Genomic DNA, 21,805 nt, shown 5'->3' on the forward strand with positions numbered 1-21,805 from the left:
AAACCTTGCGGCTTACTTCTTGGTGCTGTCGTCCTTGGCGCTATCCGCGTTGGAAGCAGCGTCCTTCGCCTGGTCAGCCGACTTGTCGGCCTGATCAGCAGCGTTGGCAGCGGCGTCCTTGGCAGCTTCCGGGGTGCCACCAGCCGTCGAGGCCGAAGCGGCCTGCGAAGCCTGGTTGGCAGCAGCCTTGGCCTGGTCGGCGGACTGCTGAGCCTGGTCGGCAGCCTGCGTCGTGGCGGCATTGGCCGACTGGTCGGCGGCCTGCTGTGCCTTGTCAGCCTGCTGCTGGGCGTCGGAAGCCGACTTCTGGGCGTCCTGCGCGGAATCCTGCGCGCCGTTGCTGCAAGCTGCCAGAAGCGCGACGAGCGCAGAGGCGAGAAGGGTACGCGTCAAATTCATTATGTTTCTCCTTAGCCGTGGAATGCCGTGAGGCGGGCGTATTAAAGCCTAGTTATCGTAACTTAGCTATAAACCTCATCGTGCCGCTTCAGTGGGCATTAAAGCCCATGTATTTGGCGTGATTGCGGTTCAATGCCTGGAAATAATGCGTCGACCCCGGTTTTACACCACTTCGATGGCGATTGCCGTTGCCTCGCCGCCACCGATGCATAGCGCGGCGACGCCCCTTTTTGCGCCACGGGCCGTCAACGCATTGAGAAGGGTGACCACGATCCGGGCACCGCTGGCGCCGATCGGATGGCCCAGCGCACAGGCGCCGCCGTTGACGTTGACCTTCTCGTGGGGCACGTCCAGCTCGCGCATGACGGCCATCGGCACGACGGCAAACGCCTCGTTGATCTCGAACAGGTCCACGTCACCGACCGACCAGCCGGCCTTTTCCAGCACCTTGGAAATGGCGCCGACCGGGGCCGTGGTGAACCACTCCGGCGCCTGCGAATGGGTGGCGTGGGCCACGATGCGGGCCAGCGCGGTGACGCCGCGGGCCTTCGCATCATCGGCCGAAAGCAGCACCAGTGCCGCCGCGCCGTCGGAAATGCTGGACGAACTGGCCGCCGTGATCGTGCCGTTTTCCTTGCGGAACGCGGCGCGCAGGGTGGGAATCTTTGCCGTATCGGAGCGTCCCGGCTGCTCGTCCTCGACGAAATCCTGCGCGCCCTTGCGGCCCTGCACGGTCACCGGAACGATCTCGCCGGCGAAGGCGGAAGACGCCTGGGCGGCCTTGGCGCGCTCGACGGAGGCAATGGCGAAGGCGTCCTGTTCCTCGCGGGTGAAGTGGTATTTGTCGGCGCACTGCTCGCCGAACACACCCATCGACTGGCCGTCGTACGGGTTGGTCAGGCCGTCCCATGCCATGTGGTCGACCAGCTGGCCGTCGCCGTAGCGGATGCCCGTACGCGCGTTGACCATGTGCGGCGCGTTGGTCATCGACTCCATGCCGCCGGCCACCACGATGGCGGCGGACCCGGCCTTGATCAGGTCGTGGGCCAGCATCATGGCCTTCATGCCGGAACCGCACACCTTGTTGATCGTGGTGCAGCCCGCCGAGGTGGGTAGCCCGGCCTGCAGCGACGCCTGGCGTGCGGGCGCCTGGCCGAGGTTGGCGGGCAGCACGCAGCCCATGATCACCTCGCTGACGTCGTCCGGCGCGACGCCCGCCTGTTCCAGTGCCGCCTTGATGGCGACGGCGCCGAGCGTGGGCGTGGGTACGCCGGTGAACTGACCGAGGAAGGAACCGATGGCGGTGCGCTTGGCGCCCGCGATGACGATCTCAGACATGGAGACTCCGTGGGACATCGTTATGGCCGCCCCTTACGGGACGGAAACCCGTCGAGTATCGCAGTGGCGGCGCGCGGGGGGCAATCTGCGCTGCGACATGCGTCGAGCTTCTGCACGGTCGGTGAGGTTTTTCGCAATGTGTTGTGGCACCATCCGCCCTGATACGCCCGTCGAGGACGGGCGTGAGACATTGACGTCATATCAGGGGAACAACGTGAACACGACGAATCTGCCGCGTCGGCGCGAGATCGCGCTGGCCGTGTGCGTGAGCCTGGGCCTGACCGCCTGCGGTGGTGGTGGCGGCAGCGTGCCGAGCTACAACATTCCAAAAACGGTCACGCCGCAGCCGCCCAGCACCCCGTCCCAGCCCACCACGCCCACCCAGCCGCAGCCGCCGTCCGACGTGCAACTGGCCGCCACCGGCGCCGACGTGGCCCACGCAGCGAAGCTGACCGGCGCGGGCGCCGTCATCGGCATCGTCGACAGCGGCGTCACCGCCGCCAGCCCGGCCTTGTCGGGGCGGGTCGTGGCCAAGCTCAACTACGTCGACCCGCGCGCGAACAACCTCAATGTCGACGACGTGGTCGGCCACGGCACGGCCGTCGCCGAGATAGCCGCCGGCCGTCCGTTCGGCCAGTTCGCCGGTGGCGTGGCGCCCGATGCGACGATCGTCTCGGCACGCATCGTCAGCGACACCGAACCCAAGGACGACGGCTCGGGCAACGGCAACAAGGTGACCTCGGCGGACCCGCTGGGCAGCGTCAACGATGCGGTCTACCAGGCCGGCGCTCGCATCTCCAACAACTCGTGGGGCGGGGTGTACTGGGATGCCACCGATACCGCGGTGACGGCGAGCTTCGCCGATGCGTACAAGCACGCGGGCAGCCTGGATACGCTCTACGTCTTCGCCGCGGGCAACGACAGCCGGGCCAACCCGTCCGACATCGCCGCGTTGCCATTGCGCGTGCCCAACCTCGCCGGCGGGTGGATCGCCGTGGTCGCGCTGGACAGCAACAACACCAGCCAGATCGCGTCCTATTCCAACCGCTGCGGCGATGCGAAGGCCTTCTGCGTCGCGGCGCCCGGCGCCGTCGTCACACTCGCCGCATCGTCCACGGCGGCGAAGCCGGCCTATCAGGTTTGGACCGGTACCTCGCTGGCCGCCCCGCAGGTGGCCGGTGCCGCCGCCGTGCTCTCGTCCACGTTCCCGCAGTTCAACACCGACAGTGTGCGCCAGTTGATCCTGGGCACGGCAGACGACCTGGGCGATCCCGGCGTGGATGCCGTGTACGGCAACGGGCGGCTCAACCTGGGCAAGGCGATCCTCGGTCCCTCGCGGCTGGACTTCGGGCGATTCAACGCGGACATCGGCACGGCCAACGTCACCTTCTCCAACGACATCTCCGGCAGCGGCGACCTCAACGTCCTGGGCAGCGGCAAGCTCACGCTGACCGGAAAGAACAGCTTCGGCGCGTTGACGGTCAGCGGCACGAGCACCGTGGAAGTGATGAACGACGTGCCCGACACGCTGACCATCGCCGGCACCGGTGCCAGGGCCATCGTCCACGGCGACATCGGCCGCGGCGGTTCCGGTGCGAACCGGAGCCGCGTCGATGTCAACGGCACCTTGCAGCTTGCGGCGCATCCCGCCCAGGTCAACGCAGACCTGACAATGTACGGCCCGTCACGGCTGTCGGTCCTGCTGGGTGCACCGGTGACAGTGAACGGCACCACGCAGCTGTACGGCGGCGATCTTTACATTGCCGGTGCGACACCCGGTTACACCGTGACAAGCCACCAATCGGTGCTGACCGCCACTTCGGTCAGCGGTCGCTTCACCACAACCACGCTGGCCCAGGGAGTGTTCCTTGCCGCCACGGTGCAGTACGCGCCGAAAGAAATCTGGGTCGACACCACCAGCCTGAAGGTGACCGCGGTGGCAGGCGCCAGCGCGGTCATGTCCGGCTCGGCGGCGGCGATGACCTCGGCCACGCGACTGGATGGCGCGTTCGAGCAGATCCAGGGTGCGCTCGCGTCGCCCGCGGCATCGGTCACCACGCCATCCACCGGCACGCTGGTGGCGGCGGGGCAGATCCAGCAGTCGCGTACCGATGCGGTGGCCAAGGCCTCGCTGGAATCCCTGTCCGGTCAGCTGTACGCGGCGGGCACGGCGGTGACGCTGGCCGGGATCGATGCCGGCAACGATGCGCTGATCGCCCACCTCGACCAGCAGGGCACGGGCGCGTGGACGCAGTCGCTCGGCTACCAGGGCGGCATGAGCCGCGGCGGTTACGGCAACGTCGGCTTCAACCTCAACGGTGGCCTGGCGGGCCACGATGTCCGTCTGGGTATCAACGGTTTTGCCGGTGTCGCCGTGGCGCAGATGTCCAGTCGCGGGCAGCTCAATGGCAGCTTCGACAGCCAGCGCAGCCGCTCCACGGCGGGCATGTTCTACGCCGGTTCGCGTGGCGCCCAGTGGTACGGCGTCGGCCAGGTCGGCTTCGGCAGCTTCCGCGGCGACATGCGCCGCCTGCTGCGTTTCGGTGATCAGGCCGCCTTCGCGGGCAGCGACCAGAACGGCAGCTACAACTCCGCCTATGGCGAAGTGGGCTTCCGCAGCCAGGCGGGTGCCTTCACCGTCACGCCCTTCGCCAACGTGCAGTACGCCAGCATCCGTCGCGGCGGTTTCTCCGAGAGCGGTGGCGACGGCTTCGGCCTCACCGCGGACGGACACACCACCTCACGCTGGCAGGCCGGGTTCGGTCTGCGCGCGGGCAGTTCGTGGCTGACCACGCGTGGCGCCGTGCACCTGGACGCGAAGCTCGGTTGGCAGAACGCCTTCGCCACCCGGGGCGAAGTGTTCGCCGCGCGCTACACCGGCTTTGCGCAGTGGGCGCCGGTGGACGGCATCGGCCTGTCCCGTCGCGCGGGCACCGCTGGTATGTCGCTGGGCTGGGACATGACCGCGAGCACGCAGCTCGGTTTCAACGTGGACCAGCGCTTCGCGGACCGGGATCACTCGCGTTCGGCGAACGCGAGTTTCCGCATGGCCTGGTGAGTCAGGATTTGCCGTGGAACAGTTCGCGGCCGATCAGCATGCGCCGGATCTCGTTGGTGCCGGCGCCGATCTCGTAGAGCTTGGCGTCGCGCAGCAGCCGACCGGCGGGAAACTCGTTGATGTAGCCGTTGCCGCCCAGGGACTGGATGGCTTCGAGCGCCACCTTGACGGCATTGGTGGAGGCGTTGAGCAGGCAGGCGGCGGGGTCGATGCGCGACTTCACCCCGTTGTCCAGCTGCTGCGCCACCATGTACGCGAAGCCGCGTGACGATTGCAGCGCGGTGTACATGTCGGCCACCTTGGCCTGCATCATGCCGAAGGTGCCGATCGGGGCGTTGAACTGCTTGCGCTCGCGCACGTACGGCAGCACCAGGTCGAGCGCGGCCTGCATGATGCCGATCGGACCACCGGAGAGCACCAAGCGCTCCGTGTCCAGGCCGCCCATCAGCACGCGCACGCCTTCGTTCACTTCGCCCACGATGTTTTCCGCGGGAATCTCGCAGTTGTCGAACACCAGCTCGCAGGTGTTGGAACCGCGCATGCCCAGCTTGTCCAGCTTCTGCGCGGTGGTGAACCCGGGCATGCCCTTCTCGATGATGAAGGCGGTCATGCAGCGGCTGCCGGCCGGGCGCGGCGCGGTGCGCATGTAGACCAGCAGCACGTCGGCGTCCGGGCCGTTGGTTATCCACATCTTGGTGCCGTTGGCGATCCACTTGCCGTCTACCAGCTCGGCGCGGCAATTCATTGAGCCGACCACGTCGGACCCCGCACCCGGTTCGCTCATCGCCAGCGCGCCCACCCACTCGCCGCTGGCCAGCTTGGGGAGGTATTTGCGGCGCTGTTCGTCGTTGCCGTTGTGGTAGATGTTCTGCACGCACAGGTTGGAATGCGCGCCGTAGGACAGGCCGACCGAAGCCGATGCGCGCGAGATTTCCTCCATCGCCACCATGTGGGCGAGGAAGCCCATGCCGGAGCCGCCGTATGCCTCGGGAATGGTGATGCCCAGCAGGCCCATGTCGCCGAACTTGCGCCAGAGGTCTTCAGGGAAGACGTTTTCGCGATCGATGCGATCGGCGCGCGGGGCGATTTCCTTGTCGGCGAACGCGCGGACGCTTTCGCGCAGGAGGTCGAGGTCGTCGCCGAGGGAGAACGGGCGCATGGTGCAACTCCGGGGAAGGGATGGGAAAACCCGTCCATCCTAGCGTGCGCAGGGGGTCAAGCCACGGCGCGACGCAACAATCAGGCGGGCTCGATGGCCGCAATGCGGTCGTGCACGCGGACCAGCAGGCGGCACTGGCGATGGACCAGTCGGAGGGTCTCGTCGGGCAAGCCGGTATCCGGCGGGACGCCATCGCTGCCGTCCAGGCCGTGCAGGGCTTGCATCGGCGTACCGGCGCGGACGTGCGCGGCCAGCGTGTCGAAGCCGCCGGCGATCCGCTGCGCCCGCTGCCGGAAGACGGCAGCATCGGCGTCGGCGAGGCGCTGGCGGTGCGCGCCCAGCGTGGAAAGGTGCGACAGCCCCGCCTGCAGTGCGCTGAGCCGCCGCAGCGATCGTTCGCCACGGTCGCGCGGGTGGCCGGGCTCGGCCAGCAGTTCCGCCACGTTGCCCGCCACGGCGGCCAGCGCTGCGTGCGCGTCGCGGCGCGCGATACGGTAGGGCAGGTCGTCGACCTTGCCGTGCGCATATTGGTCGGCGATGCGCTCGAGATAGCGTCCCAGGGCGAGCAATGCGTCGGCCACGATGTCGTCCAGCCGTCGCACGCGCCAGTCGGGCAATACCCAGCGGATGGCTGCGGCCGCCACCAGGGCACCCAGCAGCGTGTCGAGCAGGCGCGGCCCGATCGCGTCGTACCCGGCGCCCACGCGATCGAAGCAGAGCAGGACGAACAGGGTGATGACACCCGTGGCCAGGGTGTAGCGGCGCAGCCGGAAAGCGAAGAAGGCGGCGCCGCTGGCGACCAGTACCGGCAGCCGCCAGTCGCCCGGCGGCAGCAGGCGCAGCAGGGCCCAGCCGGCCACCAGCCCCGCGGTGGTGCCGGCCACGCGCTGGATCAGGCGGCGCCGGGTGGCCCCGTAGCCGGGCTGGCAGACGAACAGGGTGGTCAGCAGGATCCAGTAGCCGTGTCGCGGATGCAGCGCGAGCATCAGCGCATAGCCGCCCAGCATGCCGACGGCCAGTCGCATGGCGTGACGAAAATGCATCGAGCGGCGGTCCAGCCGCAGCCGGACACGTGCCAGGGCTTCACGCAGCGACGCGGGCTCGTTGCCCTGCAGGGCGATGTCCGCATCCTCACGCAGGCTGCCTTCGTCCTCGATGCCTTCCTGCAGGCGTTGCATGTTGGTGAGCAGCGCGGACAGGGCATCGTCCACGGCCTGGTCGGGCGGGTCGTGGCGGCGGCGATAGGCCATCGCCTCGCGCACATCGTCCAGCGCGGCGCGGGGCAGGGCGATGGAGCGCAGCGGCGCCACCCGGCGGATGGCATCGGCACGCTCGCGGCACGCCATGGCCTGCAGGCGCAACAGGCGACCGAAACGGAACATGAGGTCGCTGTGGTAAAGCGCGCCTGCCAGTTCATCGTAGGGATAGTGCGACGAACTGATCCGCTCGTGGATGTCCTGGGCCACGAAGAACATGCCCAGGCGCGCGGCGGCGCGGCCACGCGGCTGCCGCCGGCCGATCCGGTCGAGCAGGGCGCCGCGCGCGGCGGTCAGCGCATCCACTGTGCGCAAGTTGCGCCGGGAGACGGCGAGGTCGAGCGCGTCGCGGTCCAGGCCGCGCACCGGTTCGAACAGCGCGGCCTTGGCCTCGATCAGGTCGGCCAGCGAGGCGAACAGCCGCGCCAGCGCATGGCGCACCGCGCGCTGGGGTGCCAGTGCGCTCCACAGCAGCGACAGCGATCCGTACCAGGCCGCGCCGCCCAGGATCGCCAGCGTGCCGCGCCAGCCGTCCGTCGTCGCGCCGGCACCGTCGCTGGCGATCATCGTGTATACGGACAGGATGAGCGTCGCCGTGGCGATGGTGGCGTAGCGTCCGCTGGCTGCACCCAGCATCACCAGCGCGAACGTGCCCAGCGGGAGCAGCAGCGCGAAGATCACGGGCGTACCGAGGGAAGCCTTCACCGCGGCGGCGGCCACCGCGAAGCACAGCAGGGTGACCATCAGCCCGCGCAGGCGTCCCCGCCATGCATCGTCGGTCTCCGCCAGCGCACAGGCGATGGCACCGAGCAGCGCCGGCACGATGGCGTCGGCCGGGCCGGCCATCGTGCACCACACGGCGATGCCGGTCAGCGCGAACAGCACGCGCACGACATCGGCGAAGCGGTCGGACTCGGCAAGTTCGCGTAGGCGGCGCATGCGTGGCCTCAGCAGAGGCCGCCGTTGACGGCCAGCACCTGGCGGGTGATGTAGCCGGCTTCCGGGCTGACCAGGAAGCGCACCGCGGCGGCCACTTCCTCCGGCGTGCCGGTGCGCTCCATCGGGATCACCTTGAGGATCTGTTCCACCGGCACCTCCGGATCGAGCATGTCGGTGTCGATGAGGCCCGGCGCCACGCAGTTGACGGTGATCTTCCGCTTGGCCAGTTCCACCGCCAGCGCCTTCGCCGCGCCGATCACACCGGCTTTGGACGCACTGTAGTTCACCTGGCCGCGGTTGCCGATCAGGCCCGACACCGAGGTGATGCAGACGATGCGCCCCGCCTTGCGCCGACGGATCATCGGCATCACCAGCGGATGCAGCACGTTGTAGAAGCCGTCGAGGTTGGTGCGCAGCACCTGGTCCCAGTCTTCGGAGGTCAGGCCGGGGAACGCACCGTCGCGCGTCAGGCCGGCGTTACAGACCACGCCGTAATACGCACCATGTTCCGCCACGTCGGCTTCCAGCGCCGCGGCGGAGGCCGCGCGGTCGGCGATGTCGAACTGGATCGCGCGTGCCGCGCGGCCCTTGCCGAGGATTTCGGCGACCACGGCATCCGCTTCCTCGCGACGCGACCGGCAGTGCACCACGAGGTCGTAGCCTGCGTCGGCGAGGTTGAGCGCGATGGCGCGGCCGATGCCGCGGCTGGAGCCGGTAACGAGAACGGTGTCGCTCATGGTGCGGTACCCCTGGAGTCGAGACGGTTATGGCGAGGATCGAGGAACGGCGTCGGATCGACCGGGCTAAAGACGGTCAGGCGCGCTTCGGCGTGCGCTGTGTCGCTGTCGATGCGGCAGGCGAACGCGCCCATGCCGTCCTCGTCGTGGAAATGGCGGATCGCCTCGATGCGCAGCAGCGCACCGTGGGCGAAGGCGTCGGCATCGGCGCGGTAGCTGCGCGTGCCCAGCAGGAAACCCGGGCGCACGCTGCCGCCGGCGGCGAGGATGCCGCAGCCGTTCCAGGCGGCGATGGCCTGGGCCATCAGCTCGACGCCCGCCCACGCGGGCAGGCCGGTGGCGTCGACGAAGGGGTCGCCGCGGCGGACCAGGCGCTCGCAGACCACGCTTTCGGCGTCCCACGACACCAGGCGATCGAGCAGGATCATCCGCCCGGCGTGGGGCAGCAGGGTTTCGATAGGCCAGAGGGTCATGTCGCGTTCGCCAGGATCAGGCTCGCGTTGTTGCCGCCGAACGCGAACGAGTTGCTCATGAGGTGCCGTGTGCCGTCCGCCAGGCGGTGGCCTTGTGCGGTGAAATGCAGCGGCGGCAGGGCGGGGTCGGTATCGTCGTCCCACACATGCGGCGGCAGACGACGCGCGGGATCGGTCAGCACCAGCCAGCAGAACGCCGCTTCCAGTGCACCGGCCGCGCCCAGCGTGTGGCCGGTAAGGGCCTTGGTGGACGAGCAAGGCACGGGGTGACCGAAGGTCCGGGCCATCGCGTGGCTTTCCATGGCGTCGTTGTGCTCCGTCGCGGTGCCGTGCAGGTTCACGTAGTCGATGGCGGCCGCCGGGATGCCGGCGTCGGCGAGGGCATGGCGCATCGCGTCGGCGGCGCCGCTGCCGTCGGGCAGCGGCGAGGACATATGGTGGGCATCGGCGCTGGCGCCGCCGCCCACGCAGGCCACTGGCCCGGTGTCGCGCGTCATCAGGAACAGCGCGGACGCCTCGCCGATGTTGATGCCCCGGCGTGCCTGCGAAAACGGCAGGCAGCGCCGGTCGTCGATCGCCTCCAGCGCGGCGAAACCCTGCGTGGCCAGCCGGCACAGCGTGTCCACGCCACCGCAGACCACGGCGTCGCAGAGGCCCAGGCGCAGCAGGCGCCGCGCGCTAAGCAAGGCGCGCGCTCCCGAGGTGCAGGCCGTGGAAATGCCGTAGGCCGGCCCGGCGGTGCCCAGCCACTCGGCCAGGAAGGCCGCCGGTGCGCCCAGTTCCTGGTCGGTGTAGCGGTACGCGGCAGGCCACGTGCCCGTGGCGCCCCGCGTGCCGATGTGTGCGGTGGCTTCCTCGATGCCCGTGGTGCTGGTGCCGATGACCACGCCCACGCGATCGGCACCGTAACGTGCCACCGCGACGCGCAGTTCGTCCTCGATCTCCTGCGCGGCGAGCAGCAGCAGGCGGTTGTTGCGCGTGTCGCGATCGGCCATTGCCGGCGGCGGCGACGGCAGCGCTGCGTCGATGCCACCCACCGGCAGCGTGCGGCCGGGCACCCAGTCGGGGCTGTCACGCAGGCCGTGCATTGCGCCGCCGAACAGGGCCTCGGCCACGGCCGCCTTGCCGACGCCGAGCGAGCAGGCCACACCCAGTGCGTTGAGGAAGGTGGTCATGCGGGGTCGAGCGGTTTGCGCGCGGCGACGTTCACCAGCGTTTCGTCGCGCCTGCCCGGCGGCGGTGGCCGGCGGATGCCCCAGCGCTCCAGCAGGCCAAAGTCTTTCGCGCGGCTCCACCACAGGTAGGGCAGCGAGACCTGGCGCGCGTCGAAACCAAACCCCCGGTCGCGGAGCATCGCCAGGTATTCGTCCGCGCTCTTCTGCACGTGCATCGGGTGGCGGAAGAACCAGCGGATCACCCAGGTGTCGATATACGCCCGCGTCGACTCGGCGAACAGCAGCAGGCCGCCCGGTTTAAGCACGCGCCAGAATTCGTCCAGCGCGCGTTCCTGTTCCACCAGGTGGTGGAAGGTCTGGTGGCAGAACAGTACGTCCACGCTGGCGTCGGGCAGGTCGATGTGCGCGCAGTCGCCCAGCAACAGGGTGGCCTGGATGCCTTCGCGCGACGCTTCCGCCTGCGAGTGCTCCAGGCTGTGCGGATCCGCATCCAGGCCGATCAGGCGATCCGGCCGGAACGCATCGCGCAGGTAGCGGAACGAGCGCCCCTGGCCGCAGCCCACGTCCAGCAGCGTGCCGCCCTGCGGCAGCGGCGATCCGATCAGGCGTTTCAGGTCGTCGATGGCCACGCGCAACACGTGGTGCTGCCAGGTGTGGGTGCGCAGGAAGACGAAGCCGAGGCGGGTTTCTTCCACGTACGTGGCGCTGGCGTATTTCATCACGCGCGATCCAGGACGGCGTACGACGGCGAACGCGCCAGGCGCCGTTCCACGTCGTCGGTGAAGACACGGGGCGAGACCAGCTGCATCTCGCCCGTGGCCAGGCTGACCGCCACCTGCACGGTGCTGGCGCGGGTGAGGCGCTCGCCGCTGGCGGCGTCGCTCAGCGTGTAATGGATTTTCAGGCGGTTCTGCCATTCCACCAGGTCGGCGCGCGCGATCAGGGTCTGGCCAAAGCGTGCCGCCTGCGCATAGCGCAACTGCATGTCGATGATCGGCCAGACGAAGCCGGTCTCCTTCATGCGCACATAGTTGTGGCCCAGTTCGTCCAGCAGCGCGCAGCGCGCCAGCTCCAGGTATTTCACGTAGTGGCCGTGCCAGACCACCTCCATGGAATCCACGTCGAAGAACGGCACCACCAGTTCGATCTGCGTGCCGAGCACACCGCTAGCGCGCATGCGACGCTCCGTTCGTACCTTGCCAGTACGGGTGAAAGTTGAACCACTGCAGGGGTGCGTCGAGGCAGCGCTGCGCCAGCCAGTCGGCATAGCGCTGCACCGATTCGCCGATGATACGTTCGCGGTGCGATCGGTCCCAGCCGGACGCGTCGTCGAAACGGCGCAGGTGGATGCGATAGCGCCCGCCCTGTTTCAGGCAGCACACCAGGTTGACCGGGCAACGCAGCAGGGCTGCCATCAGCCACGGCCCCTGCGGAAAGGGCGCCGGAGCGCCGAGGAAGTCGGCGGCCACGGTACGGCCACCATGCACGGGCACGCGGTCGCCCGCGATGGCGATCCACTCGCCGCGGTCCAGCCGCTGCGACAGGTCCAGCATGGTTGCCGTATCCAGGTCGCCCACATGCATCAGCCGCAGCCGCGGGTCGCCCGACTGGGCCAGCAGGCGGTTGAAATGGGCGGCCTGCGGCAGGTGCATCAGCACGTTCAGCGCCACGCCCTCGCCGATCTGCGCCATGGCGCGGCACACGTCCAGGTTACCCAGGTGCGTGCAGACCAGGATCTGGCCACGGCCGCCGCCGAGCAGGGCGCCACGCACGTCGTCCGGGTCCAGCATGTCGACCCCGGCGAGGGTCAGCCGGCCGCGCCACAGGTCGAAGCGATCGAGCATGCACTCGCCGAAGGCGCGGTATTGGGCCAGCGCGGCACGGCGGCGGGGGAACAGGTCGTCCCGGCCGCTCCATGCCGCCAGCCGTCGCTGGTAGTCGGCGACCGCCCGGCGCGCCCGGCGTCCGGTGACGAAGAAATACAGGACCACCAGCCCGATGACGGGCGCCACGGGACGGCGGCCGAGCAGCCGCACGGCGATGGCGGTGAGCTTGAGCAGGTGGAAGCTGCCGCGCTCCCGGCGCGTGGCCCAGTGCCCGGTGGCGACGGAGTCAGGCATGCGCATCGCCCATGCGCAGCCATGCCGAGGACACCGGCTCGCCGTCGATGCGGTAGGCGAAGTGCAGCCGTCCCCGTTCGGCATCGTGGCGCAGGGTCAGCTGTATACGGTCGCCGGGGCGCAGCAGCCGCTGGAACTTCAGCGCATCCATCGCGCGGCAGGTCGTCGACGTACCCAGTCGCGGCGCGGCGAAGGCCAGCGCCCAGCCGACCTGGGTCACGCCCGGCAGCACCGGGGCTTCCGGGAAATGGTCGGCGAAGCAGGCCAGGTCGAGCGGCAGTTCGAGGTCGATGACCACGTCGTCGCCGTCGCGGCGCTCGGCCAGGATCACCGGATCGTCGGGCAAAGCGCCGCGCAGCACGTCGTCCACGCCGGCGCTTTCCGGCAGTCGGGAAGCGAAGCGCCAGACCAGCGGTGTGGACAGCGCATCGTCGCCCGCGGCCTGCTGGCCGAGTTCGTTGAGCAGGCCCGTGCGCCCGTGGCGCAGCAGGGCGGTACGCCCTGCCGCGGAGAGAGCCACGACCATGCCGGGACCCTTCTTTCCGGCATAGCCGCCCATGGCACCGTCCACCCACGGATGCGAGTGCAGTCGCGCGGCGGCCGCGTCCATCGGTGCCTTGTTGATCCGGCGGCGCAGGCGCTGGCGCATGATCCACTCGCCGACGAACAGCACGCCCATCACCGAGTAGGCCAGGATGCCGTTGTAGAACGTCCACCAGGACAGCGGGCCCCACGCGGCCAGCAGGCCCGATGCGGTGCCGTTGGCCACGAAGAACGCCACCCACACCCAGGTGACCTTGCGCGTATAGGCCACGGCCACCGGCGGCAGGTCGGGCTCGGCCACGCGCGCGATGCGCTCGATCATCGGCGGCCCGAACTTCAGGCTGAGCGCGAACGCTGCGAACAGCAGCGCGCAGATCAGGCTGGGGTACCAGCGCAGCAGGTGTTCCTCGCCGCCGAACGCCAGCACCGCGCAGTAGACCAGCGTGATCGCCAGCATCCAGCGACCGCCCGGCTGGCGCATCAGCGCCGGCGCGCGAACCAGCCACAGCGCGCCGAGGATCAGCCCGAACATCGGCGTGGACACATGGTCCATGCCGAAGTAGACGATGAACGGATAGAGGATGCCGACGATCAGCAGCACCAGGGAGCTCAGCTTGCGCATGGCGTGCCTTCCGCGTGTACGTACAGGGCCAGGCTGCGCAGCGTGTCGAAGTGCTTGCGCGCCTCGCGCGAATCCGAGCCCACCTTCAGGCCATAGCGGTTCTGCAAGGCCAGGGCGAGTTCCAGCGCATCCACGGAATCCAGCCCCAGCCCCTGCCCGAACAGTGGCTGGTCCACCGCGATGTCGTCCACGCGCAGGTGTTCCAGCGCCAGCGTATCGATGATCAGTTGCGCGATATCCCTTTCGAGGTCGTTCATGACGTCCGTTCCGTGGCGTAAAGGTGGTGAAGGTGCTCATTGAGGCGGCGGGAGGCGATCGGTGCGGGCACGCCGTCGCTGAAGGCCGACACATCGATGTCGTCGCCCACGCGCAGGCGCATGCGGACGCGACGGTCGGGCACGTGGTACCAGCGGTCGGCTTTGGTCAGCGTGGTCGGTTCCACGGTGATGTACACGGGCGTGACCACCCGTGCGCCGCGCACGGCGATGGCGGCCGCACCCCGGTGGAATACCGGGTGCTGCCCAGGCGTGGTGCGCGTGCCCTCGGGGAAGACGATCAGTGTCTGTCCCTCGCGCAACACCGCAGCCGCGCGGTCGAGCATCTCGGCGCTGCCGTCGTTGCTGATGTATTCGGCGACGGTCACGGGGCCACGCATGTACGGGTTCTTCCACAGCCCGTGCTTGACGATGCAGTTGGCGTCGGGCACGTGGCCCAGCAGGTACACCACGTCGATCAGCGACGGATGGTTGGCGACGATCATCTGCCCCGGCTTGCCCAGGCGTTCCTGGCCCTCGAAACGCATCTCGAGCACGCCCATGCGCTGCATGAACCGCGAATGCAGCCAGAAGGCGCGGCCCACGGTATGTCGCGCGCGTCGGCGGCGCACGGCAGGCTCGCCCGGCCAATGCAGCACGATGGGCAGGATCAGCCCGCGCAGCAGAAGCCCGCCGACACCGAACAGCGCGAAGCTGAGCGCCGTGGCGACGAAACGCCAGGCCCAGGCGTCGCGGCGGCGCGTCACGGGAGCGGTCGCCAGGTCCACTGCCGGGCCTTCCATGCAGGTGCGAAGGGAGCGCCATCGTGCAGCGCGCGGACGAAGCGCAAGGCATGCGGGTAATCGGACGACATCGGCAGCGGTGTGGTGTCCGCCTTGCCCAGCGACAAACGCCAGCAGGGTCCGGCGCCCTCTGCGCCGATACGCGACAGGCGCAGCGCAACGGCATAGGAACACGGCACGTCGTCGATCCAGCCGTCGTAGGCAGCCGGCGGCCGCTCTTCAGCCATGACGACGATCACTGCGGGCACGTCGTCATCGAGCAGCGTGGCCGCCTCGACGATGGCGTGTTCGAACGTATCCGCTTCCCCGGCGATGGCCACGGACTCGCCGCGCTGTTCGCGCAGGATCGACCATTGCCCGGCAATCGCGTTGTGCACGGACAGGCCGAAGCGGGTAGGCGACAACGGCACGCCGCGGCCGATGTCATCGAGCATCGCGAAGGTGTGCGTGGTTTCGCCGTGGCGCGACGCATAGACGAAGGGCAGCTGTTCGTCCTCACCGCACAGCGGCCAGGCGGCATGCATCACGATCCGGGCGAGCCGGCTGAGCCGGCGCCGCTGCATCGGCGGCACGAAGGCGCAGTCGGGTTGTTCGTTGGTTTCCGCGGGAACATGCGGTGCCCCCGCCCAGCGTGCCCATGCGTCGGCATCCTCGATGCCGGGTGCCCACGCACGCCAGTCGTCCACGCGCAGCGCGATCATGCGGCGGCCTCGTCGAAGCGGCGCACCAGCAGGGCCGCGCAGCTGCCGCCGAAACCGAAGGTGTTCGACAGCACGCTGTCGATGCGTGCCGCGTGCTCGCCTTCCACCAGCGGCGCGTCGGCGAAGGCGGCATCGCGTTCGCGAAGGGGCGCGCCGCCCAGCATCACGCCGGCGTCCATCATGGCGATGGCGGCGATCGCATCCAGCGCGCCGGCCGCCGCGGGTGCGTGTCCGGTCAGCCCCTTGATCGAGGACATCCACGGCACCGCTTGCCCGCGATCGGCGAACACGCGCTGCAGCGCCTGCCACTCGGCCAGGTCGCCGTGCACGGTCGCGCAGGCATGGGTGTTCACGTAGTCGGGCAGGATGCCGGCCAGGTCGATCGCCTGGTGCATGGCCTCGGCCATGCCGTCCGCCGCCGGCCCGATCATGCCGTCCGGATCGGACGCGGCGCCGTAACCTGCCATTTCCGCGAGGATGGTCGCGCCGCGAGCCAGGGCGTGGTCGAGCGATTCGAGCACCAGCACGCCGGCGCCGCCGCCCAGCAGCAGGCCGTCGCGATCGGCTTCGTAAGGCGCGGACACACGTTGCCCGGCCACGCTGCCGGTGGACAGCGCATGCATCACGTCGAAGCACATCGCGGCCTTGTCGTGCAGTTCTTCCGCGCCACCGCAGACCACGATGTCCTGGCGGCCCAGCTGGATCAGTTCCATTGCCTGGCCGATGGCATGCGTGGCGCTGCTGCAGGCCGAGCTGACGGTAAAGGCGCGGCCGCCGAAACCGAAGGCATGCGTCAGCGTCGCCGCTATCGCGCTGCCCATGGTGCGCGGCACCGTGAACGGCGACAGCCGCCCGATGCCGCGGCCCTGGAACACCGTCAGGCCCGCGTCGTATTCGCTCAGTGCGGCCGAGCCGCCCATGACGACGCCGGCATCGCGCTCGTGCAGGCGCGCGGCGTCCAGACCGGCCTCGTCCAGCGCCTCACGCGTGGCGTGCCAGGCGTATTCCGCGGCCGGCGGCAGGTAGCGACGCAGCTTGCGCGGTGGTGGCGCCAGGCCGTCCAGCTCGACCGGTGCGGCCACACGGCAGCGCATGCCCAGCGCCGCGAAGTCCGGCATGTCGCGGAAACCCGCGCGTCCGGCGCGCAGTCCGTCGAACAGGGCGCGTCGATCCGGCCCGAGGCAGGACACGGCGCCCATGCCGGTGACGACGACGCGCCTCATTCGGGCAGGGCTTTGAAGATCAGCGAGGTGTTGATGCCGCCGAACGCGAAGTTGTTGTTCATCACGTACCCGGTGCGGATCTCCCGGCCCTGGCCGGTGAGGTAATCCAGCGCGGCGCATTCCGGATCGGGAGTGTCCAGGTTGATGGTGGGCGCGAACCAGCCGCGACGCATCATCTCGATCGCCCACCACGATTCCAGCGCGCCGCACGCGCCCAGCGTGTGGCCCACGTAGCTCTTCATCGAGCTGATCGGCACGCCCGCGCCCAGCACGTCGGCGGTGGCGTGGCTCTCGGCCACGTCGCCGCGATCGGTGGCGGTGCCGTGCGCGCTCACGTAGCCGATCGCATCGGCAGGCAGCCCGGCGTCGGCCAGCGCCATGCGCATGGCCGCGGCCATGGTCTCGCGCGTGGGCTGGGTGATGTGCTGGCCGTCGGAGTTGGTGCCGAAGCCGACCACCTCGGCGTACATCGTGGCGCCGCGTGCCAGCGCATGCTCGTATTCTTCCAGCACCAGGGTCGTGGCGCCTTCGCCCACCACCAGGCCGTCGCGTTTCGCGTCGAACGGACGCGGCGTGGTGGCCGGCGCGTCGTTGCGCGTGCTGGTAGCGAACAAGGTGTCGAATACCGCCGCGCCCGGGCCGGACAATTCCTCCGCGCCGCCACACAGCATCAGCGTCTGCTTGCCCTGCTGGATGGCCTCGTAGCCATAGCCGATGGCCTGGCTGCCCGACGTGCAGGCGCTGGACGTGGTGATGATGCGCCCGCGCAGGCCGAAGAACACGCCCACGTTCACCGCAGTGGTGTGCGCCATCATCTGGATGTAGCTGGTGGCGGTCACGCCCTGCATGGAGCCGGTTTCCAGCATGCGGCCGATGGTGCGGGCCGGCGCGATGCTGCCGCCGGACGAACCGTACGCCACACCCATGCGGCCGTCACCGATGGCCGGATCGTCGAGCAGGCCGGCATCGGCCAGTGCCCGCTCGCTTGCGGCCACGGCCAGCTGCGCCACGCGACCCATCGACCGCAGGTGCTTGCGCGACCAGTGGGCGGGCAGGGTGAAATCATCGACGGGGCAGCCCAGGCGGCCGTTCAGTGCATCGAAGTAATCCCACTCGCCCATGCGACGCACGGCGTTGCGCAAGCTGCGCAGGCGCGCCTCGATGGCGTCCCAGTCGTTGCCCAGCGGGGTGATGCCGCCGAAGCCGGTGACGACGACGCGCCGGGGCGTCCGTCCGCCGGTGACCTGTGCTGCGCTGTTCATGCGAGTGGTTTCTTCGGTGCGGGAACGCTCACGGGCGCCACCAGCGCCGTGAAGCCGATCCCGAGTAACAGGGTGAGGCCAAAATGTTGCAGGGCCGGCATCGTGCTCAGCGCGAGCAGGCCGAAGGACAGCAAGGCGGTGACGGCGGACAGCAGCACGCCCGCGTACGCGGCACCGGGGATATGCGCCGCATGCGGCTCACCCTCGCGCAGGAACACGGCGTAGTTCGCGCCCACGCCCAGCACCAGCATCAGGGCCATGATGTGGAACAGCGTGAGCGGTTGGCCGAGATAACCCAGCGCGGCCACGCTGAAGACGATGCCGGCCATCGGCGGCAACAGCACGCGGCCCACCGCACGCGGGCCGTAGCGCCACAGGAAGGCCAGCCCGACCAGGGCCAGCGCGCCGCCCAGCCAGACGTCGGCGTAGCTGCGATAGCGGCCGAACAGTGCGGAAATGCTGGCCGGCTTGTCGATCAGCGATACGCCCGGCAGGCCCGCCGATGCGTCGCGCAACAGCGCCACGTCGTCCTGGCCCTGCGGCACCACGATGCTGCCGGTGCCGTGTTCACCTTCAAGCCACAGGTAACGGAACGGCGTATAGGCGGGCATGGCGCGCCAGTCGTCCAGCGTGAAGGCGCGCCCCGGGTAGGCGGCGACGAAGGCGGCGGTGCCTTCCGGCCGGAAGCCGGCCGCGCCCAGCCAGCCGGTCATGCGTTCGCGCGGCGTGAACAGTGGATCGAGCGCGGCGATGTTGGCCGCCTGTCGCTTCGCCGAGGGCAGCATGGCGGTGATGCCGGTGAAGCCGGTGAGCTTGCCTTGCGCGATCCAGGCCTGGAGGCGATCGGTCAGCGCTTCCTCACGCTGCAGCACGTCCTCGGGCGTGGCGCCCTCGACCAGCCAGAACTGCGTGCCGCCGCCGAAGCCGGCGACGTCGCGGATCGCGTTCGTCTGTGCTTCCAGCGTTTTCGGCGGCGAGATCAGCAGGTGGATGTCGTCGTCGTGGCCCAGCCGCAGCCAGCCCGGGATCGCGACCAGCGCGAGCACGGCCAGCACGACGAGGGCGCGCCGGCCCGAGGCGGCCCGCTGCCAGCCCAGCGCCAGGCGCACCAGCGCCGGCGACAGCGGCGCGCGCGCCGGTTTCTGCGCCAGCGCCGGCAGCAGCCAGAACACGCTGGCGCAGGCCACCGCCATACCCGACATGGCGAACACGGCCATCTGCTGCAGCGCCGGGAACGGCACCACGCCGAGCAGCGCGTAACCCAGCAGGGAGGTGCCCAGCGCCAGCAGCAGCGCCGGACGCACCTGGCGCACGCCGCGTTCGGCGTTCCAGGCGGCACCGGCGTTCGCACGCGCGCAGAGGTACTGGATCGAGTAATCGACCGCTTCGCCCAGCAGCGCTGCGCCGAACACCAGGGTCAGCAGGTGCAGCTGGCCGAACACGAGCACCGTGGCGACGATGGCGCCGACCACGCCCAGCGCGGTGGAAAGGAAGGCGATCAGCAACGGCCGCGCCGAGCGGAACACCAGCAGCAACAGCAGGGCGATACCCACCGACGAGGCGATACCCACCACGTGGGTGTCGCGCTCGGCGCCGGCGCGCGCCGCCGCCGCGTAGAAGATCGCCCCGGTGCGCAGCAGCGTGGTGCCGGGGTATTTCGCCAGCATGCCGGCCTCGGCACGCTCCAGCGTGGCCAGCGCCGCGCGCTGCACCGTGTCGTCGTACGACGAGCCCTTGAGCGTGGCGATCACCAGCACGTAGCTGGTGTCGCCCTGGTGCGCGGTCAGCATGTCGTCCTCGGGAACGAGGGCCGAGCGGTTCCAGGGCTGGCGGTCCAGCCAGTGCTGCATCCAGCCGAACGGATCGTCGGTGAGCTTCGCGCCCACGTTGGCACCGAACGGCTCGTTGAGCCGGCGCGACAGCGTGGCGACGGCATCGAAGCCCGGCAGGGTCACGGCGGCGCGATCTTCCGGCGTCAGCAGGTGGAAGCGGAACGGCAGGAACGGCGTGACCAGCTGGTCGAGGTCGAACGGCGGCAGCTCGGCGATCACCGACGCGAACGTCGGGTCCTTGCCCAGCGTCTCGCCCAGTTCACGAGCGGCGTCCTTGGCGGAGGCGTCGTCGCGGTTCGCCACCAGCAGGATCATCCGGTCGCCGCTGGCGCGGGCCAGGCGCTCGACGGCGTCTTCGGCCAGGGGGTGGCGCTCCGTGGCCGGCAGGATGGTCAGGATGTCCGTCTGCAACGGCGACGTGGCGCGACCGAACAGCAGCCACGCACACAGCAGGCAGACGCCCAGCGCCGCGATGGCGAACAGACCGGCGCGCACAGTGGTCGGCGACGCCTTCATTTGACGCCGAGGACCTGCGTTTCGAGCGGGGTGAGCGTATCGGCGTCGCGCGTGCCGGTGAAGGTGATCAGCGTGCGCTCGCCGCTGGCGAGGTTCACCTCGATGGATTCGAGGAACGCATCGCCCTTGAGCGTGATGCCGGCGAGGACACGCGCGACGCGCGCCTGGCGCGGCACGAAGCGGAGCGACCACGCTTCCGGGCTGCCCTCGGCCGTGATGGTGAACTGGCGCATGGCCTCGTCCGACTTGCCGGCCAGCAGCGATTGCAGCATGCCGGATACCTGGCTGACGCCGCGGTTGCCATCGCGCACGCGCTCCAGCTTGCCCTGCGCATTCAGGCGGGCGCTGTTGCCGGAGGTCAGCACCAGCGTGTCCTCGAACGGTTCGCGGGTATGCCAGATCATGCCGTGCCCGATCACGAACAACAGGTCGCCCTTGCTTACCTGCGGCGCAGCCAGGGCAGGGTTGTCGCGCTGCTGGGTGAATTCGGCGCGCACCTGGGGATGCTTCGCGAGGCGACCCAGCACGTCGTCGACAAGCGACGGGGCCTGGGCATGGGCGGTGGAGACGAGGAGCAGGGCAAACAAGGCGAAAAGACGACGCATCAGCGGTTTCCGTGGTGGAAGGTGCGAAGGAGCAGGCGCGGCGCGCGCGGCAGCATGCCGAGCAGCAGTCGCGTATGCATGGCGGTGATGCGCGCATTGTCGCGCCACATGCGGAAATGGGAGAGGCCGTTCTCGGGGTAGATCACCCGGGTCGGCAGGTTGATGACCGGAACCCCGCGCCAGAACAGGCGCACGGCGATCTCGGTGTCGAAATCCATTCGCGAGGGCAGCGGCTTGCGCGCGATTTCCGCGCGGGTCGGGGCCAGCGGGTACAGCCGGTAGCCGCACATGGAGTCGGCGATGTCGAAGGACAGCGTTTCCGCCCAGACGCAGGCGTGCGTCAGGTAGCGACCGTAGAGGCGCGCCCGGGGCACGGAGTCGTCGTAGATCGGCTTGCCGCAGACCATGGCATCGGGCGCGGCGGCCGCGGCGGCCAGGAAGCGCGGCACGTCGGCGGTGTCGTGCTGTCCGTCCGCGTCGATCTGCAGCACGTGGCTGTAGCCGGCGGCATGGGCGGCGAGGAACCCGGCGGTGAGCGCGGCACCCTTGCCGCCGTTGACCGGCAGGCGGATCAGGCGGAGGTCGTCGCGTCCGGCCACCAGCCGGTCCAGCACATCGGCGGTAGCGGCCTCGGAGCCGTCGTCCACGATCAGCACGGGCAGGCCATGGGCCGCCAGGGCCTCGGCCGTGGCGGCGATGGTCGATCCGTGGTTGTAGATCGGTACGACCGCGCAGGGCGCGAAGGAAGGCGCCGCGTCGTCGCGCGGTTCGTACCGGCCCGCCATCGGTC

The 21,805-nt window shown here is 69.6% G+C and carries 20 protein-coding genes; 1 reads left to right on the plus strand and 19 read right to left on the minus strand.

Annotated features, from left to right (window positions below):
* Window positions 1-12: 12 nt before the first annotated feature.
* Both QRN34_RS12995 and QRN34_RS13000 read right to left on the minus strand, forming a co-directional pair.
* On the minus strand, window positions 13-399 hold the full coding sequence (locus QRN34_RS12995) for a hypothetical protein (RefSeq protein WP_036143086.1): 387 nt from the start codon (window positions 397-399) through the stop codon (window positions 13-15).
* Window positions 400-561: 162 nt separating this feature from the next.
* Entirely contained in the window at window positions 562-1,737 is a 1,176-nt protein-coding gene (locus QRN34_RS13000; RefSeq protein ID WP_285405025.1) for an acetyl-CoA C-acyltransferase, read from the minus strand.
* Window positions 1,738-1,951: 214 nt separating this feature from the next.
* On the opposite strand from QRN34_RS13000, the gene QRN34_RS13005 reads away from it, so the two are divergent.
* Window positions 1,952-4,795, plus strand: a complete 2,844-nt coding sequence (locus tag QRN34_RS13005; RefSeq protein ID WP_285405026.1) for an autotransporter serine protease — start codon at window positions 1,952-1,954, stop codon at window positions 4,793-4,795.
* Window position 4,796: 1 nt separating this feature from the next.
* On the opposite strand, the gene QRN34_RS13010 is transcribed toward QRN34_RS13005, so the two are convergent.
* The 17 genes from QRN34_RS13010 to QRN34_RS13090 all read right to left on the minus strand — a co-directional run bounded on the left by QRN34_RS13010 (window position 4,797) and on the right by QRN34_RS13090 (window position 21,800).
* Window positions 4,797-5,954, minus strand: a complete 1,158-nt coding sequence (locus QRN34_RS13010) for an isovaleryl-CoA dehydrogenase (protein ID WP_285405027.1) — start codon at window positions 5,952-5,954, stop codon at window positions 4,797-4,799.
* An 80-nt stretch (window positions 5,955-6,034) separates the two neighbouring features.
* Window positions 6,035-8,149 (minus strand): YccS family putative transporter, encoded by a 2,115-nt coding sequence (gene yccS / locus QRN34_RS13015; RefSeq protein ID WP_285405028.1) that lies wholly within the window; start codon window positions 8,147-8,149, stop codon window positions 6,035-6,037.
* Between the two features lie 8 nt (window positions 8,150-8,157).
* Window positions 8,158-8,886: a 3-oxoacyl-ACP reductase FabG gene (gene fabG / locus QRN34_RS13020; protein WP_285405029.1), complete on the minus strand. Its 729-nt coding sequence runs from the start codon at window positions 8,884-8,886 to the stop codon at window positions 8,158-8,160.
* Window positions 8,883-9,359, minus strand: a complete 477-nt coding sequence (locus tag QRN34_RS13025; RefSeq protein ID WP_285405030.1) for a 3-hydroxylacyl-ACP dehydratase — start codon at window positions 9,357-9,359, stop codon at window positions 8,883-8,885. Before QRN34_RS13025 ends, fabG begins: the two co-directional genes overlap by 4 nt.
* Window positions 9,356-10,534: a beta-ketoacyl-ACP synthase gene (locus QRN34_RS13030; RefSeq protein ID WP_285405031.1), complete on the minus strand. Its 1,179-nt coding sequence runs from the start codon at window positions 10,532-10,534 to the stop codon at window positions 9,356-9,358. Before QRN34_RS13030 ends, QRN34_RS13025 begins: the two co-directional genes overlap by 4 nt.
* The gene (locus tag QRN34_RS13035) at window positions 10,531-11,253 is read right to left on the minus strand and encodes a class I SAM-dependent methyltransferase (RefSeq protein WP_285405032.1); all 723 of its coding nucleotides are present in this window, start codon (window positions 11,251-11,253) and stop codon (window positions 10,531-10,533) included. The genes QRN34_RS13030 and QRN34_RS13035 overlap by 4 nt, the downstream gene beginning before the upstream one ends.
* Window positions 11,253-11,711 (minus strand): acyl-CoA thioesterase, encoded by a 459-nt coding sequence (locus QRN34_RS13040; protein ID WP_285405033.1) that lies wholly within the window; start codon window positions 11,709-11,711, stop codon window positions 11,253-11,255. The genes QRN34_RS13035 and QRN34_RS13040 overlap by 1 nt, the downstream gene beginning before the upstream one ends.
* On the minus strand, window positions 11,701-12,654 hold the full coding sequence (locus QRN34_RS13045; RefSeq protein WP_285405034.1) for a glycosyl transferase: 954 nt from the start codon (window positions 12,652-12,654) through the stop codon (window positions 11,701-11,703). The genes QRN34_RS13040 and QRN34_RS13045 overlap by 11 nt, the downstream gene beginning before the upstream one ends.
* Window positions 12,647-13,819: a hypothetical protein gene (locus tag QRN34_RS13050; RefSeq protein WP_285405035.1), complete on the minus strand. Its 1,173-nt coding sequence runs from the start codon at window positions 13,817-13,819 to the stop codon at window positions 12,647-12,649. Before QRN34_RS13050 ends, QRN34_RS13045 begins: the two co-directional genes overlap by 8 nt.
* A complete protein-coding gene (locus QRN34_RS13055; RefSeq protein WP_285405036.1) occupies window positions 13,807-14,076 on the minus strand; it encodes a phosphopantetheine-binding protein in 270 nt (89 codons plus the stop codon). Before QRN34_RS13055 ends, QRN34_RS13050 begins: the two co-directional genes overlap by 13 nt.
* On the minus strand, window positions 14,073-14,861 hold the full coding sequence (locus QRN34_RS13060) for a lysophospholipid acyltransferase family protein (RefSeq protein ID WP_285405037.1): 789 nt from the start codon (window positions 14,859-14,861) through the stop codon (window positions 14,073-14,075). Before QRN34_RS13060 ends, QRN34_RS13055 begins: the two co-directional genes overlap by 4 nt.
* Window positions 14,837-15,577, minus strand: a complete 741-nt coding sequence (locus QRN34_RS13065) for a beta-ketoacyl synthase chain length factor (protein ID WP_285405038.1) — start codon at window positions 15,575-15,577, stop codon at window positions 14,837-14,839. Before QRN34_RS13065 ends, QRN34_RS13060 begins: the two co-directional genes overlap by 25 nt.
* Window positions 15,574-16,800 carry a beta-ketoacyl synthase N-terminal-like domain-containing protein gene (locus tag QRN34_RS13070; RefSeq protein WP_285405039.1) on the minus strand — a complete coding sequence of 409 codons (1,227 nt, stop codon included), beginning with the start codon at window positions 16,798-16,800 and terminating at the stop codon, window positions 15,574-15,576. The genes QRN34_RS13065 and QRN34_RS13070 overlap by 4 nt, the downstream gene beginning before the upstream one ends.
* Entirely contained in the window at window positions 16,797-18,062 is a 1,266-nt protein-coding gene (locus QRN34_RS13075; RefSeq protein ID WP_285405040.1) for a beta-ketoacyl-ACP synthase, read from the minus strand. Before QRN34_RS13075 ends, QRN34_RS13070 begins: the two co-directional genes overlap by 4 nt.
* Window positions 18,059-20,410, minus strand: a complete 2,352-nt coding sequence (locus tag QRN34_RS13080; protein WP_285405041.1) for an MMPL family transporter — start codon at window positions 20,408-20,410, stop codon at window positions 18,059-18,061. Before QRN34_RS13080 ends, QRN34_RS13075 begins: the two co-directional genes overlap by 4 nt.
* Window positions 20,407-21,015, minus strand: coding sequence for an outer membrane lipoprotein carrier protein LolA (locus QRN34_RS13085; RefSeq protein ID WP_036143065.1), 609 nt, complete (start codon window positions 21,013-21,015; stop codon window positions 20,407-20,409). Before QRN34_RS13085 ends, QRN34_RS13080 begins: the two co-directional genes overlap by 4 nt.
* Window positions 21,015-21,800, minus strand: a complete 786-nt coding sequence (locus tag QRN34_RS13090) for a glycosyltransferase family 2 protein (protein WP_285405042.1) — start codon at window positions 21,798-21,800, stop codon at window positions 21,015-21,017. Before QRN34_RS13090 ends, QRN34_RS13085 begins: the two co-directional genes overlap by 1 nt.
* Between the last annotated feature and the right edge of the window lie 5 nt (window positions 21,801-21,805).

The organism is Luteibacter sp. ME-Dv--P-043b (assembly GCF_030209605.1).
GTDB lineage: Bacteria > Pseudomonadota > Gammaproteobacteria > Xanthomonadales > Rhodanobacteraceae > Luteibacter.

Bases quoted from the DNA above. Each gene is read 5' to 3' on its own strand.
- QRN34_RS12995 (WP_036143086.1), bottom strand. From the start codon at position 399: ATGAATTTGACGCGTACCCTTCTCGCCTCTGCGCTCGTCGCGCTTCTG.
- QRN34_RS13000 (WP_285405025.1), bottom strand. From the start codon at position 1,737: ATGTCTGAGATCGTCATCGCGGGCGCCAAGCGCACCGCCATCGGTTCC.
- QRN34_RS13010 (WP_285405027.1), bottom strand. From the start codon at position 5,954: ATGCGCCCGTTCTCCCTCGGCGACGACCTCGACCTCCTGCGCGAAAGC.
- yccS (WP_285405028.1), bottom strand. From the start codon at position 8,149: ATGCGCCGCCTACGCGAACTTGCCGAGTCCGACCGCTTCGCCGATGTC.
- fabG (WP_285405029.1), bottom strand. From the start codon at position 8,886: ATGAGCGACACCGTTCTCGTTACCGGCTCCAGCCGCGGCATCGGCCGC.
- QRN34_RS13025 (WP_285405030.1), bottom strand. From the start codon at position 9,359: ATGACCCTCTGGCCTATCGAAACCCTGCTGCCCCACGCCGGGCGGATG.
- QRN34_RS13030 (WP_285405031.1), bottom strand. From the start codon at position 10,534: ATGACCACCTTCCTCAACGCACTGGGTGTGGCCTGCTCGCTCGGCGTC.
- QRN34_RS13035 (WP_285405032.1), bottom strand. From the start codon at position 11,253: ATGAAATACGCCAGCGCCACGTACGTGGAAGAAACCCGCCTCGGCTTC.
- QRN34_RS13040 (WP_285405033.1), bottom strand. From the start codon at position 11,711: ATGCGCGCTAGCGGTGTGCTCGGCACGCAGATCGAACTGGTGGTGCCG.
- QRN34_RS13045 (WP_285405034.1), bottom strand. From the start codon at position 12,654: ATGCCTGACTCCGTCGCCACCGGGCACTGGGCCACGCGCCGGGAGCGC.
- QRN34_RS13050 (WP_285405035.1), bottom strand. From the start codon at position 13,819: ATGCGCAAGCTGAGCTCCCTGGTGCTGCTGATCGTCGGCATCCTCTAT.
- QRN34_RS13055 (WP_285405036.1), bottom strand. From the start codon at position 14,076: ATGAACGACCTCGAAAGGGATATCGCGCAACTGATCATCGATACGCTG.
- QRN34_RS13065 (WP_285405038.1), bottom strand. From the start codon at position 15,577: ATGATCGCGCTGCGCGTGGACGACTGGCGTGCGTGGGCACCCGGCATC.
- QRN34_RS13070 (WP_285405039.1), bottom strand. From the start codon at position 16,800: ATGAGGCGCGTCGTCGTCACCGGCATGGGCGCCGTGTCCTGCCTCGGG.
- QRN34_RS13075 (WP_285405040.1), bottom strand. From the start codon at position 18,062: ATGAACAGCGCAGCACAGGTCACCGGCGGACGGACGCCCCGGCGCGTC.
- QRN34_RS13080 (WP_285405041.1), bottom strand. From the start codon at position 20,410: ATGAAGGCGTCGCCGACCACTGTGCGCGCCGGTCTGTTCGCCATCGCG.
- QRN34_RS13085 (WP_036143065.1), bottom strand. From the start codon at position 21,015: ATGCGTCGTCTTTTCGCCTTGTTTGCCCTGCTCCTCGTCTCCACCGCC.
- QRN34_RS13090 (WP_285405042.1), bottom strand. From the start codon at position 21,800: ATGGCGGGCCGGTACGAACCGCGCGACGACGCGGCGCCTTCCTTCGCG.